At 51.9% G+C, this 13,288-nt stretch carries 12 protein-coding genes; 3 read left to right on the top strand and 9 right to left on the bottom strand.

Features of this window, described 5'->3' with window-relative positions; translation table 11 throughout:
- Positions 1-20: 20 nt before the first annotated feature.
- The 4 genes from EYB48_RS10890 to EYB48_RS10875 all read right to left on the bottom strand — a co-directional run bounded on the left by EYB48_RS10890 (position 21) and on the right by EYB48_RS10875 (position 1,726).
- Positions 21-602 (bottom strand): chemotaxis protein CheW, encoded by a 582-nt coding sequence (locus tag EYB48_RS10890; RefSeq protein WP_235935061.1) that lies wholly within the window; start codon positions 600-602, stop codon positions 21-23.
- A 48-nt stretch (positions 603-650) separates the two neighbouring features.
- Positions 651-1,016 carry a response regulator transcription factor gene (locus tag EYB48_RS10885; protein WP_162020375.1) on the bottom strand — a complete coding sequence of 122 codons (366 nt, stop codon included), beginning with the start codon at positions 1,014-1,016 and terminating at the stop codon, positions 651-653.
- Between the two features lie 27 nt (positions 1,017-1,043).
- On the bottom strand, positions 1,044-1,445 hold the full coding sequence (locus tag EYB48_RS10880) for a response regulator (RefSeq protein WP_162020374.1): 402 nt from the start codon (positions 1,443-1,445) through the stop codon (positions 1,044-1,046).
- Between the two features lie 128 nt (positions 1,446-1,573).
- Positions 1,574-1,726, bottom strand: coding sequence for a rubredoxin (locus EYB48_RS10875; RefSeq protein ID WP_162020595.1), 153 nt, complete (start codon positions 1,724-1,726; stop codon positions 1,574-1,576).
- A 164-nt stretch (positions 1,727-1,890) separates the two neighbouring features.
- Between EYB48_RS10875 and thiD the strand changes: the two genes are divergently transcribed.
- Entirely contained in the window at positions 1,891-2,721 is an 831-nt protein-coding gene (gene thiD, locus EYB48_RS10870; protein WP_162020373.1) for a bifunctional hydroxymethylpyrimidine kinase/phosphomethylpyrimidine kinase, read from the top strand.
- Positions 2,722-2,751: 30 nt separating this feature from the next.
- Positions 2,752-4,032 (top strand): glutamate-1-semialdehyde 2,1-aminomutase, encoded by a 1,281-nt coding sequence (hemL, locus tag EYB48_RS10865; RefSeq protein WP_162020372.1) that lies wholly within the window; start codon positions 2,752-2,754, stop codon positions 4,030-4,032.
- Positions 4,033-4,094: 62 nt separating this feature from the next.
- Here the strand turns inward: hemL and EYB48_RS10860 are convergent, their stop codons facing one another.
- Positions 4,095-5,369: an amidohydrolase family protein gene (locus EYB48_RS10860; protein ID WP_162020371.1), complete on the bottom strand. Its 1,275-nt coding sequence runs from the start codon at positions 5,367-5,369 to the stop codon at positions 4,095-4,097.
- A gap of 136 nt (positions 5,370-5,505) precedes the next feature.
- On the opposite strand from EYB48_RS10860, the gene EYB48_RS10855 reads away from it, so the two are divergent.
- Entirely contained in the window at positions 5,506-6,513 is a 1,008-nt protein-coding gene (locus tag EYB48_RS10855) for a LacI family DNA-binding transcriptional regulator (RefSeq protein WP_202927762.1), read from the top strand.
- 6 nt (positions 6,514-6,519) lie between these two features.
- Here EYB48_RS10855 and EYB48_RS10850 read toward each other — a convergent pair whose 3' ends face one another.
- From EYB48_RS10850 to EYB48_RS10835, 4 genes are all read right to left on the bottom strand, one after another.
- Entirely contained in the window at positions 6,520-7,068 is a 549-nt protein-coding gene (locus EYB48_RS10850; protein ID WP_162020370.1) for a YggT family protein, read from the bottom strand.
- Between the two features lie 91 nt (positions 7,069-7,159).
- The gene (locus EYB48_RS19535) at positions 7,160-8,407 is read right to left on the bottom strand and encodes a transcriptional regulator (protein ID WP_162020369.1); all 1,248 of its coding nucleotides are present in this window, start codon (positions 8,405-8,407) and stop codon (positions 7,160-7,162) included.
- A 420-nt stretch (positions 8,408-8,827) separates the two neighbouring features.
- Entirely contained in the window at positions 8,828-9,994 is a 1,167-nt protein-coding gene (locus EYB48_RS10840) for a ribonucleotide-diphosphate reductase subunit beta (protein ID WP_162020368.1), read from the bottom strand.
- 130 nt (positions 9,995-10,124) lie between these two features.
- Positions 10,125-13,040, bottom strand: coding sequence for a ribonucleoside-diphosphate reductase subunit alpha (locus EYB48_RS10835; RefSeq protein WP_162020367.1), 2,916 nt, complete (start codon positions 13,038-13,040; stop codon positions 10,125-10,127).
- Positions 13,041-13,288 lie beyond the last annotated feature (248 nt).

Here is a 13,288-nt window from a genome sequence, read left to right as displayed (position 1 = left end):
AACTCATAAACAACTACTGATTACAAACCTATATGCAAAAAATCCTGGTCCTGCACCAAGGCAGCCAGGCTGAGCTCATGCCAGATCCGGCCTTCGCTATCGCGAAAGCTTCTGGGCAACCAGGCGCGACTGTCGGCCGCACCGGGTTCATTTACAACGACTTCCATTTCCGCCACGTTACGCAGGCCAAGAACCTGAGACACCAGCAGCCCGCCATTAAATGCGAGCACGGAAGCAAAACCTACAATACGGCAGGATGCGTCCAGCGACGTCAGCTCCTGCCCTTGAAATCGCGGTAAATCCACCACACTGGTCAGATTACCGCGGATATTCGACACACCCTTGTACCAATCGCGGGTAAGCGGTACTTCCGTCAGGCTGCCTACGCTGACGATTTCGCCTGCCTCGCGCAGATCCAGCAGATAACGTACGCCACCAATCAGCACACCCAACTGGCTCAGCTGGGTGAAACCACCACGCTGAGCCGCCTGCATACGGTCAACCAACTGCGCCTGGAATTCGCGCAGGCGGGTACGTCTGACACTATTATCAGGCTTTGCCACTTCAGACAGAGTGGCAGCATCACTCAACGCTTGGGTCATGAACTTATCCGGAGTATCGAAAGAAACAGAGATCAGTGCGCTAACAGCTTAGCCGAGCGCAGCAATTTTGGTCAGCAACTCCTGAGGATCTATCGGCTTGACCAGGTAGTCACGCGCGCCCTGGCGCAAACCCCAGATCCGGTCAGTTTCCTGATTTTTGCTGGTGCAGATAATCACAGGAATATCCTGTGTTTCCGGATCCTTGGCAATCGCACGCGTGATCTGGAAGCCATTCTGCCCCGGCATGACTACATCCATCAGTATCAGTTGTGGCTTGTCTGCTTTAATCTTCAGCAGTGCTTCTTCACCGTTTTCTGCGGTCGACACGGAAAAACCGTGTTTTACCAGAACATCGGTCAGAAAATAACGCTCGGTTGGAGAATCATCCACAACCAGAATTTTTTGAATAGCCATATTGCTAACACCTCACTTAAAACTGAATTATTTGTCCTGCGCTTCTGATGTGTAATTTTTTACAGTTTTCAGAAGGCTATCCTTAGTAAATGGCTTAGTCAGATATTCATCAGACCCTACCATAGCGCCACGTGCACGATCAAACAAGCCATCCTTAGAGGACAGCATGATCACAGGCGTGTCACGGAATTTCGCGCTTTTCTTAATTAGAGCACAAGTCTGATAACCATCCAGACGCGGCATCAGGATGTCGCAGAAGATCAGATCCGGATGCGAATCATTGATTTTGGCCAAGGCATCAAATCCATCTTCAGCCAATACAATCTTGTATCCGGCCTGTCCGAGAAAAATTTCTGCTGATCGACGTATCGTGCTGCTGTCGTCGATCACCATAATTTTTAAATTTTCATTACCAGCCATCGTTGACATAAACTCATCTCTTCCCGACTAAATCCGACAAATTCGGAGCAAACAAGCACTCTATCAAAAAAAAATTACACCTGTGCTTATTTTCCCTGAATAAACATTTAATACAAGGAAAAAAACTGGATTTGCGGTTAAATCACAACCATTTCAAAGTCATCCTTGCGCGCACCGCACTCAGGACACGTCCAGTTCATTGGTACATCATCCCATTTTGTGCCTGGCGCAATGCCTTCATCCGGCAAGCCCTGCTCTTCATCGTACACCCAGCCACAAATCAGACACATCCATGTTTTGTACTCAGGCGTACCACCTACGTTATCACTCACGACTAAAGCCCTTCAATCAAGTAGAATATTAAAATTGCTGCAAATCCTGCATAAACAGACCGCTTGCCCCCCTAATTCAGGTGTGTCAGCGCTGCTAAGCTGGCTATATTAATCTACGTAACGTGCAAAACCAAATTTCTCCTCTCATTCTCAGCTTTGGCGCGTCCGATCCGGTCTCTGCCACTGGTTTATTTGCCGATATCGGCACTTTTGCGGCCATGGCTTGCCATGGTTTGCCAGTCGTGACCTCAGTACTGACCGGCGACACAGCTCAGATAGACAGTATCCATGCGCTGGAAGCCGATCTGATCGACGAGCAGGCACGCTCAGTACTGGAAGATATGCCGGTCGCTGCAATCAAACTGGGACAAGCTGGCAGTGTCGACAATGTCACCACGATTGCTGAAATTGCATCCGACTATCCGGATCTGCCCTTTGTGCTGGACCCTTTCCATTCCGAAGTAAATGAACAGACGGCTGAAGCAGAAGACCTGATACTGGCCATCCGCGAGCTATTGATTCCGCAAGCGAGTGTGCTGGTGATCTCAGCCGTCGAATTATCCCGTCTGGCAGAAACCTGGAAAGATCAGGGCGAGGACGACGATCTGACCGCCGATGTGATGACCCTGATTGATTCCGGCTGCAAATTTGTGTTGGTCACCGGGACCCAGGCTGGCAACAACGAATTTGCCAATACCTTATTCAATGAGGCGGGCGTCGTGCGGCGCGACGTGTGGCAACGCATTCCAGGCTCCCATGCAGGTGCGGGCACTACTTTATCGGCAGCGATTACGGCGCTGCTGGCCTGTGGCATTGATGTGCCGGAGGCGGTATTGGAAGCACAGGAATTCACCCATGCTGCCTTACGCCATGCGCAGCAACTGGGCATGGGCAAGCTGATCCCTGACCGTTTTTTCTGGGCACGCGAACCGCTGCCCGACTCCGCTGTTTAGCCTTTCATTTTTCTTCAGACTGCTCTTATCATGACTAGCAATAACGACATCCTGTTCGCCCGTGCCCAACAAACCACACCGGGCGGCGTGAATTCGCCTGTACGCGCTTTCCGTTCAGTAGGCGGCACGCCACGCTTCATTTCCCGCGCAGAAGGACCGTATTTCTGGGATGCGGATGACAAACGCTATATTGATTACATCGGCTCCTGGGGTCCGGCCATCGTCGGCCACACCCATCCGGAAGTCATCAGCGCCGTGCAGCAAGCGATCACCCGTGGTCTGAGCTTTGGTGCGCCGACCGAAGGTGAAGTATTGATGGCAGAAGAAATCTGCAAAATCGTGCCGAATGTCGAGCAAGTCAGACTGGTTTCCAGCGGCACGGAAGCCACCATGAGCGCCCTGCGTCTGGCACGCGGTGCCACCAAGCGCGACAAGATCATTAAATTTGAAGGCTGCTATCACGGTCATGCCGATTCTTTGCTGGTCAAAGCTGGCAGCGGTCTGCTGACCTTCGGCAACCCAACTTCCGCCGGTGTGCCGGAAGATTTCAGCAAACATACACTGGTACTCGACTACAACAACAGCCAGCAACTGGAAGAGGTATTTGCTTCTATTGGTGATCAGATCGCCTGCGTGATTGTCGAGCCGGTCGCCGGCAATATGAATTTGATCCCGGCCACCAAAGAATTCCTGCAAACCATGCGCAGCCTGTGTACTCAGCATGGCAGCATCCTGATTTTTGACGAAGTGATGTGCGGCTTCCGCGTCGGTTTGCAAGGTGCTCAGGCCTTGTACGGCATTGCGGCTGACCTGATCTGCATGGGTAAAGTCATCGGTGGTGGCCTGCCGGTGGCAGCCTTTGGCGGTCGTGCCGATCTGATGGGGCATATGGCACCGCTGGGTGGCGTCTATCAGGCTGGCACACTATCCGGCAACCCGGTTGCCGTGGCTGCTGGCATGAGCACGCTCAAGCTGATTCAGACACCCGGCTTTTATGAAACACTGACCGCGCAGACGCGGCAACTGGCGGATGGCCTGCAAGCAGCGGGACAAGCCGCCGGATTCGATTTCTGCGCCGATGCAGTCGGCGGCATGTTCGGCATTTACTTTGCCAAAGAAATCCCACCCAGCTATGCGGCCATGATGGCGACCGATAAAGAGAAATTCAATCGCTTCTTCCATCTGATGCTGGATGAAGGCGTTTATCTGGCCCCATCCGCTTTCGAAGCTGGCTTTGTCTCTATCCAGCATGACAGTGCCATCATTGCCGCCACACTGGAAGCAGCACAACGCGCCTTCGCCCGTCTCTGATCAACAGCAAGCATGCAGCATGGTCGGCCCTCAGGGCTGACCGTTCTGCCTCGCATCAGACATTACCCCAAACGAAAATTTACTGACTGCGGACGTCCATCCAGACTCAGCTGCGCAATTGGTGCAGCAGTCTGACTGATGACACGACCACGTCGCACCACATAACGCCGTACCGGACGCAGACGCAAAGCCTCAATCGGGTCGCGCGCATCCAGAATCACAAAGTCAGCCTGACAGCCCGGCTCCAGCCCATAGCCCTGCAAGCCTAATATCTGTGCGGGGTAGCGCGTGACCGCATCAAAGCACTGATGCATAGCCGCCTGCGAAGTCATCTGCGCCACATGTAAGCCCATAGACGCCACCTCCAGCATGTCGCCAGCCCCCATGCTATACCAGGGGTCCATCACACAATCGTGGCCAAACGCGACTGGAATGCCGAGCGCCAGCATTTCTGGCACCCGCGTCATACCGCGTCGCTTAGGATAGTGATCATGACGTCCCTGCAAAGTGATATTGATCAGCGGATTAGCGATGGCCGCCACGCCCGCTTCCTTCATCAGCGGCAACAGCTTACTGACATAGTAATTATCCATAGAATGCATGGAAGTCAGATGCGAACCTGTGACCCGCCCTTGCATACCTAGCCGGTGTGCGTGGTAAGCCAGGGTCTCAATATGACGCGACATAGGATCATCCGACTCATCACAATGCATATCGACCATCAGTCCGCGCTCTGCTGCGAATTCACACAAAAGACGTATTGATTCAGCGCCGTCCTGCATAGTGCGTTCAAAATGCGGAATACCACCCACCACATCGACACCCATCGCGATGGCACGCTGCAAGTTAGTCCAGGCATCGGCACTGCGCAGTAAGCCATCCTGAGGAAACGCGACCAGTTGCAGATCGAGATAAGGTGCCACCTGTTTTCTGACTTCCAGCAATGCTTCCACCGCGAGCAAACGCGGATCGCAGATATCCACATGCGAGCGTATCGCCAGCAAGCCTTTGGCAACTGCCCAGTCACAGTATTGCAGCGCCCGGTCAACCAAGGCCTGCTGGGTCAGATGCGGTTTCAGCTCACCCCATAAAGCAATGCCCTCCAACAGCGTACCGGATTGATTCACGCGCGGTTGCCCATAGCTGAGTACTGCATCCATATGAAAATGCGCATCGACAAAAGGCGGACATAGCAAATCACCGCCAGCATCCAGCTCAGGTAAGCCGGTCACTGCAATCGCGGGCTCAGTGGCGACTATCTTTCCATCCCTGACCAGGATATCGATATGACGACGGCCATCCGCTAAACTAGCGTTTCTCACTATAAGATCATTCATGCTGGGTCCTTATTGATAGGCAGGCGCAGTATCACCATGCCAGCCGGATACTGCATCTGCGCTGTGAATTTGCAAAAAGTTTAACCGTAGTTGCGTAGCTGCGTCATAATCACGACCCAGAAAGGCAGGAATTTTTATGGCAACAATGAAGCAGGTCGCAGAAAAAGCACGCGTTTCCACCACTACCGTTTCGCATGTCATCAACAACACCCGGGTGGTGAGTGAAGATGCGCGCGAACGTGTTTTGGCGGTGATTCAGGAGTTGCGCTATATCCCGAGCGCCGTCGCCCGCAGCCTGAAGAATGATCGCACCCACACGCTGGGAATGATGATACCGAATAACTCTAATCCTTATTTTGCAGAAGTGATACAAGGAATAGAGGATGCTTCTTTCAAGCTGGGTTACAACATTATCCTGTGTAATTCCTACGATGACCCGAAAAAACAAGCGGCCTATATTCGCGTATTGATGGAGAAAAGGATAGATGGGCTGATCCTGGTGTCCTCCGGTTCGGATGAGGACCTGAGTCAGTTACTGGCGGATGAAGGCATTCCCAAAGTGTTGGTCGACCGCGAAGTAACCGGTGTAGCGGCGGATTTTATTGAAGCGGATCATGTGCAAGGTGGCTATGAAGCGACACGCTATCTGCTGTCACTGGGTCATCGCAAAATCGCCTGCGTGGCTGGCCCGGATACCCTGCTGCCCAGTGGTGGCCGCGTAACCGGCTATATGCAGGCACTCAAAGAAGCGGGCATCGCATTCCGCCCTGATTATCTGATTCACGCGGATTTCACCAGCCAGGGTGGGTATAACGCATTTCAGCAGTTGCTGGCACTGAGTGACAGACCGACTGCCATTTTTGCCAGCAATGATCTGATGGCGATCGGTGGCATTTGTGCCGCGAATGCAGCGGGTGTGAGCATACCAAAAGATTTATCGGTGATCGGTTACGATGATATTGCACTGGCTTCATTCAGCAACCCACCGCTGACCACAATCGCCCAGCCTAAACATGTGATCGGGCAGCTGACTGCGCAGACCCTGGTGAAGCGTATTGCTGAGCCTGATGCACCATTGCGCCGCGAAATGCTGAAGTCTTCACTAATCATCCGGCAATCGACAGCGGCCTTGGTACAAGCCTGAAGCAGCTCAGAGCATCAGTAATGCAGGTAGCGATGCACTGAGCACCCGGTGCACTACCTGCAGCAACAGCAAAGCAAGCAGCGGAGAAAAATCCAGACCGCCCAGCGATGGCAGAATTTTGCGAATCGGATTTAATACCGGCTCATTCAAAGCGCGGATTAAGGGTGCAAATGGTGCACTCGGATTCACCCAGCTAAAGATAGCTTCCAATACCAGCAGCGCCATCAGTCCATACAAGATCCATTGCACCATACGGAACAAGGCCATGATCAGTATGGCCTGCACCGGAAACTGCGCCAACACCCAGAAATCAACCAGCATCGCGACCAAGGCAACCAGGAAGGTCGCGATCAGACTGGCCCAGTCATAGCCCTTATAGCCAGGCACCAGACGCCGGATAGGATGTACCAGCCAATCGGTCAACTGAAATATCGCTTGCGCTAACTGAGCTGGCGGCCGGACTCTGAGCACCTGCATCCAAAATCTCAACAGCAGGAAACTGGCAAACAAGCCAGTGATCGTATCCACGACAAAAGTCAAAAGTTCATGCAGCACAAGTCGTCCTCAAAATAAAAAACCCACCGGGTGAAGGTTCACGCAGTGGGTATTGTGCCTGAAGACTCACAGGCATCCAAGCAGTTCAGAATTACGCAGGACGATTTGTGCTGGTTGGGAAAGGCCATGCTGCATTGGCATTCACAACTGCTTTCGCTTCAGCTGTTTTCTTAGCTGCTGTTTTTTTAGCGGCTGGCTTCGCTGCGGCTTTCGTTACTTTAGCTGCTGGCTTGGCTGCTGCTTTAGTCGCCTTCGCTACCTTAGCTGCTGGCTTCGCTACCGCTTTAGTTACTTTGGCTGCAGGTTTAGCTGCTACCTTAGTTGCTTTAGCCGCTGGCTTGGCTGCTGCCTTTGTTGCTTTAGCTGCTGGCTTGGCTGCTGCCTTTGTTGCTTTAGCTGCTGGCTTCGCTACTGCTTTTGTTGCGGCCTTAGCTGCTGGTTTAGCTGCTGCTTTTTTCGCTACTGGCTTCGCTGCTGCTTTAGTTGCCTTCGCTACTTTAGCTGCTGGTTTTGCCACTGCCTTAGTCGCCTTAGCTGCCGGTTTAGCGGCTGCTTTTTTCGCTACTGGCTTCGCTGCTGCTTTAGTTGCCTTCGCTACTTTAGCTGCTGGTTTTGCCACTGCCTTAGTCGCCTTAGCTGCCGGTTTAGCGGCTGCTTTTTTCGCTACTGGCTTCGCTGCTGCTTTAGTTGCCTTCGCTACTTTAGCTGCTGGTTTTGCCACTGCCTTAGTCGCCTTAGCTGCCGGTTTAGCGGCTGCTTTTTTCGCTACTGGCTTCGCTGCTGCTTTAGTTGCCTTCGCTACTTTAGCTGCTGGCTTTGCTGCTGCCTTAGTCACTTTAGCTGCTGGCTTCGCTGCTGCCTTAGTCGCCTTCACTACTTTAGCTGCTGGCTTTGCTACTGCCTTAGTCGCTTTCGCTACTTTAGCTGCTGGCTTGGCTACTGCTTTAGTCGCTTTGGCTGCTGGCTTAGCTGCTGGTTTCGCTGCTGGCTTCGCTGCTGGCTTAGCTGCTGCTTTACTCGCTTTAACTGCTGGCTTAGCTGCTGCTTTAGTCGCTTTAGCTGCTGGCTTCGCTGCTGCCTTAGTTACTTTGGCTGCTGGTTTAGCTGCTGGCTTCGCTGCTTTGGCTGCTGGCTTCGCTGCTGCCTTGGTCGCTTTAGCTGCTGGTTTCGCTACTGCTTTAGTCGCTTTGGCTGCTGGCTTCGCTACTGCTTTAGTCGCTTTGGCTGCTGGCTTAGCTGCTGGTTTCGCTGCTGCTTTTTTCGCTGTCGCTTTTTTTGCCGGTGCTTTTTTACCAGCTGGTTCTGGCGAACCTGGCTGATCTTGTGGTGCTGTTGCCATTTTGTTTCTCCTTCAATTGAGATGGAAAAAAATCGGATAAAAGTTAAATCCGCTCTATCCTTTCAAGCGGATTATTCATCGGCGCAAACAGTCTGCTGGTTGCGCTAATGAATTCGGCACCGGCTGAACTGCTGCATCCCCTCTCGATGCAGCACTTCAGCCATATCGGTTTATCTATTCCTGCAGAATACATCAAACCAAAAAAAACGCCCGCGTTCTACGCCGGCGTCGGTATGTCTGACTTCCGAAACGAACGACCAAAAGCCGCCATACCTGAATTTCTCAGGTAGTGCGGCACTGACAGTACAAATCTTTGTAGTCTGTGACTGTTCATTCGGTTTGGTGAGGCCTCTCGAGTTTTACATCTCGCGTTAGCCTTGAGTACTCCCTGGCAGGAATCCCGTGGTGCTGATTAAGCGTTTATTCCCAACTGAGGGCTCCACCGGTCTGATACTCAATTACACGCGTCTCAAAAAAGTTGCGCTCTTTTTTCAGGTCTATCATTTCGCTCATCCAAGGGAAAGGATTTTCTTCCTGAGGGAACAAAGTTTCGAGACCAATTTGTTGTGCTCTGCGATTTGCGATGAAGCGCAAATATCCTTTAAACATAGGCGCATTTAATCCAAGCACTCCACGCGGCATTGTATCCTCTGCGTAGCGATATTCCAACTCCACCGCGCGCAAAAACAACGATTTAATTTCATCTCTGAATTCAGGTGTCCACAAATGTGGATTTTCCATCTTAATCGTATTGATCAGATCGATCCCGAAATTACAGTGCATCGATTCATCACGCAAAATGTATTGATACTGTTCTGCTGCACCCATCATTTTATTCTGACGACCTAAAGCCAGAATTTGTGTGAAGCCCACGTAGAAAAACAGACCTTCCATCAGACACGCGAACACGATCAGCGAACGCAGCAAAGTCTGATCCGCTTCTGTAGTACCGGTTTTGAATTCAGGATTGGTCAGCACGTCGATGAAAGGAATCAGGAACTGATCTTTATCGCGTATCGATTCTACTTCATTGTAGGCATTAAAAATTTCGCCTTCGTCCAGACCCAGCGATTCAACGATGTATTGATACGCATGTGTGTGAATCGCTTCTTCGAATGCCTGACGCAGCAGATACTGGCGGCATTCCGGCGCAGTAATGTGGCGGTAAGTACCGAGCACAATATTGTTGGCAGCCAGCGAATCAGCGGTCACGAAAAAGCCCAGATTACGCTTCACCAGACGACGCTCGTCTTCGGATAAGCCATTCGGGCTTTTCCACAGCTCGATATCGCGCTGCATATTAATTTCCTGCGGCATCCAGTGATTCGCGCAACCAGCCAGATATTTGTCCCAGGCCCATTTGTACTTGAATGGCACCAGCTGATTCACATCAGTCTGACCATTGATAATGCGCTTGTCTGCAGCGTTCACACGACGTGCAGTTTCATCTGTAGCGGCAGCCGGTTTGCTGACCAGCGCCGGATTCAGCGCAACTTCCTGCGTTTGCAAACGTGTTGGCTGTTCAGGGGCAGCAGCAGCTTTCGGTGCCGGTGCGGCCGGGGTGGCCTCATCATCCCAAGATAACATTTCACTATTCCTTACATTGATGAGTACTGATAACTATGCAGAGACTTAAACTCTGTTTTGCATCCGCTATCAGTACACAGGGGTGACAGTCAGCTGACTGTCACCGGTTGATACAATCAAGCGCCAGTGCTTACTGGCAAGCTTCACATTCTTCGAAACCAGCGTCACCCGGACGCAGATAGCAGGCTGCACCGTCTGCTTCCGGCGCAACTGCCGGTGCTGTCGCGACCGGTGCAGCACTGAAAGAACCACTGCCGCCATCAACTGCAACCGCATTCAAGGCACCGGTTTTCGTGGTGGATTTTTCTGTATGCGTTGCACCGATAGTACGCAGGTAGTAAGTCGTTTTCAGACCGCGCAACCAGGCCAGTTTGTAGGTCTCATCCAGCTTTTTACCGGAAGCACCTGCCATATAGATATTCAGGGATTGTGCCTGGTCTATCCATTTCTGACGGCGTGACGCTGCTTCTACCAGCCAGGATGGGCTGACTTCAAATGCAGTCGCATACAATTCGCGCAGATCCTGAGGGATGCGGTCTATGCGAGCCAGGCTGCCGTCGAAGTATTTCAGATCGGCGATCATGACTTCATCCCACAAGCCGCGCTGTTTCAGATCACGTACCAGGTATTCATTGATCTCAGTGAATTCACCGGACAGGTTAGATTTCACGTACAGGTTCTGGTAGGTCGGTTCGATACAGGCCGAGACACCGATAATGTTCGAGATGGTTGCAGTCGGTGCGATCGCCACGCAGTTCGAGTTACGCATACCGTGTTGTTTGATACGCTCACGTACCACTGTCCAGTCCATCGATTCGCTGAAATCTGCTTCCAGATAGCCGCCACGCTCTTCCATCAAGAGCTTGAGCGAGTCTTGTGGCAGGATGCCGCGATCCCACAGCGAACCTTTGTAAGAGCTGTAAGTGCCGCGCTCTTCGGCCAGTTCAGTCGATGCCAGGTAAGCGTAATAGCAAACGGCTTCCATCGAGGTGTCAGCAAACTGTACCGCTTCGTTGGATGCATATGGCACACGCATGATGTGCAGGCAATCCTGGAAGCCCATGATACCCATGCCGACCGGACGGTGACGCAGATTGGATTCGCGTGCCTTCTGTACTGCATAGTAGTTAATATCAATCACGTTATCCAGCATACGCATCGCAGTGCGGATGGTTTTTTGCAGTTTGACGTGATCGAGCTTGCCATCCTTCATGTGTGCCGGCAAATTGACTGAGCCCAGATTACATACGGCGATTTCGCTTTCGTTCGTGTTCAGCGTGATCTCGGTACACAGATTCGACGAGTGCACCACACCGACGTGCTGCTGCGGGCTGCGGATATTGCAAGGGTCTTTGAATGTGATCCATGGATGTCCGGTTTCAAACAACATGGACAGCATCTTGCGCCACAGGTCGAGTGCCGGGATTTTTTTCGACAGTTCGATCTCACCGCTGGCGGCTTTGGCTTCGTAAGCGAGATAGGCGCTTTCAAATGCTTTACCGAATTTATCGTGCAGATCCGGTACGTCAGATGGGGAGAACAGCGTCCAGTCGCCCTTTTCCATCACACGTTTCATGAACATATCCGGAATCCAGTTAGCCGTGTTCATGTCATGCGTACGGCGACGGTCATCGCCGGTGTTCTTACGCAGGTCGAGGAATTCCTCGATATCCATGTGCCAGGTTTCGAGGTAGGCGCAGACTGCGCCTTTACGCTTACCACCCTGATTGACTGCAACCGCGGTATCGTTGACCACTTTCAGGAAAGGCACCACGCCCTGAGACTTACCATTCGTGCCTTTGATATGCGCGCCGAGTGAACGCACCGGTGTCCAGTCATTACCCAGACCACCTGCATATTTCGCCAGCAAAGCATTTTCTTTGAGCGCATCATAAATACCAGCCAGATCATCAGCCACGGTAGTCAGATAGCAGGACGACAATTGCGAACGTTGTGTGCCGGAGTTAAACAGCGTCGGTGTCGAGCTCATGAAGTCAAAGCTGGACAGCAAATGGTAAAACTCAATCGCACGTGCAGTACGGTCTTTTTCTTCCAGCGCCAGCCCCATCGCCACACGCATATAGAAAGCCTGAGGCATTTCGATACGGGTACCGCGGATGTGCAGGAAATAACGGTCATACAGAGTTTGCAAACCGATATAGCTGAATTGCAGATCGCGATCAGCCACCAGGGCCTTAGCCAGCGTAGCCAGATCAAATTCTGCCAGACGGGTATCGAGCAGATCAGCAGCGATACCTTTGCGGATAAATTCAGGGAAGTAAGTAATGTATTCAGCAGCCGCATCATTCTGTGCGACTTCTTTGCCAAACACTTCTTTACGTACTGTATGCAGCAACAGGCGGGAAGTCACCTGACTGTAAGCCGGCTCTTTTTCCATCAGGGCACGTGCCGCCAGAATTGCGGATTTGTGCAGTTCTTCGACAGGTACGCCGTCATACAGATTTTTCAGGGTTTCAGTCAGGATCGCTTCTGCGTCTGCCAGTTTATCCAGGCCGATACAGGCAGCCGCGATCATGGCACGTACTTTTTCTACGTCGAGCACAACTTTTGCGCCATCGACCACAACATGGATCTGTGGCAGACTGGCCTGGGATGCGCGCTGTGCTTCCTGCGCCAGACGGCGCTCTTCCTGGTGTTTGGCGCGATACAACACATAAGCACGTGCTACATCGTGCTCACCCGAACGCATCAATGCGAGTTCGACCTGATCCTGGATGTCTTCAATATGAAATGTGCCACCGGCAGGTTGTCTGCGCATCAGCGCAGCCACCACTGTGGCTGTCAATTGCTCAACCAGTTCACGTACCCGTGCCGAAGCCGCACCCTGACCGCCATTCACTGCGAGGAAGGCCTTAGTCATCGCAATCGCAATTTTCGATGGTTCAAAACCAACGACTGCGCCATTACGACGGATCACCATGTATTGACTGAATTGTCCACTGGACGCAGCAGATCCGCTAACAGGATTCAGCAGACCAGGGATATCAGAATGAGTCAGCGTGGATGTTTCGGTTGAAGAGTGCATTGAGCCTCCGGTTCAGTAATTTCTGGGCGTCATACGACGCAAATTGTGCGCAGCATGACGAGGGATTAATTGGGTACAGCGCTTTACGACAGACTGCCTGACATAGCTGAATGCTATGTAAATCTCATCTTTGTGTAACAGTTAATGCTAGAGGGGGATGTGAAGCAAGAAAGGTAAAACATAGAATTCATCATGAGATCAAACACTAGATATAGTGCATATTTTCTCGACAGCCCTAATTCTAGTGT

This window comes from Cognatundibacterium crateris (genome assembly GCF_010078235.1).
In the GTDB taxonomy this organism is placed as follows: Bacteria; Pseudomonadota; Gammaproteobacteria; order Burkholderiales; family Burkholderiaceae_D; genus Undibacterium; species Undibacterium crateris.
Note: the sequence above shows the minus strand (reverse complement) of the source record. Positions and strands in the feature narration are given on the sequence as shown.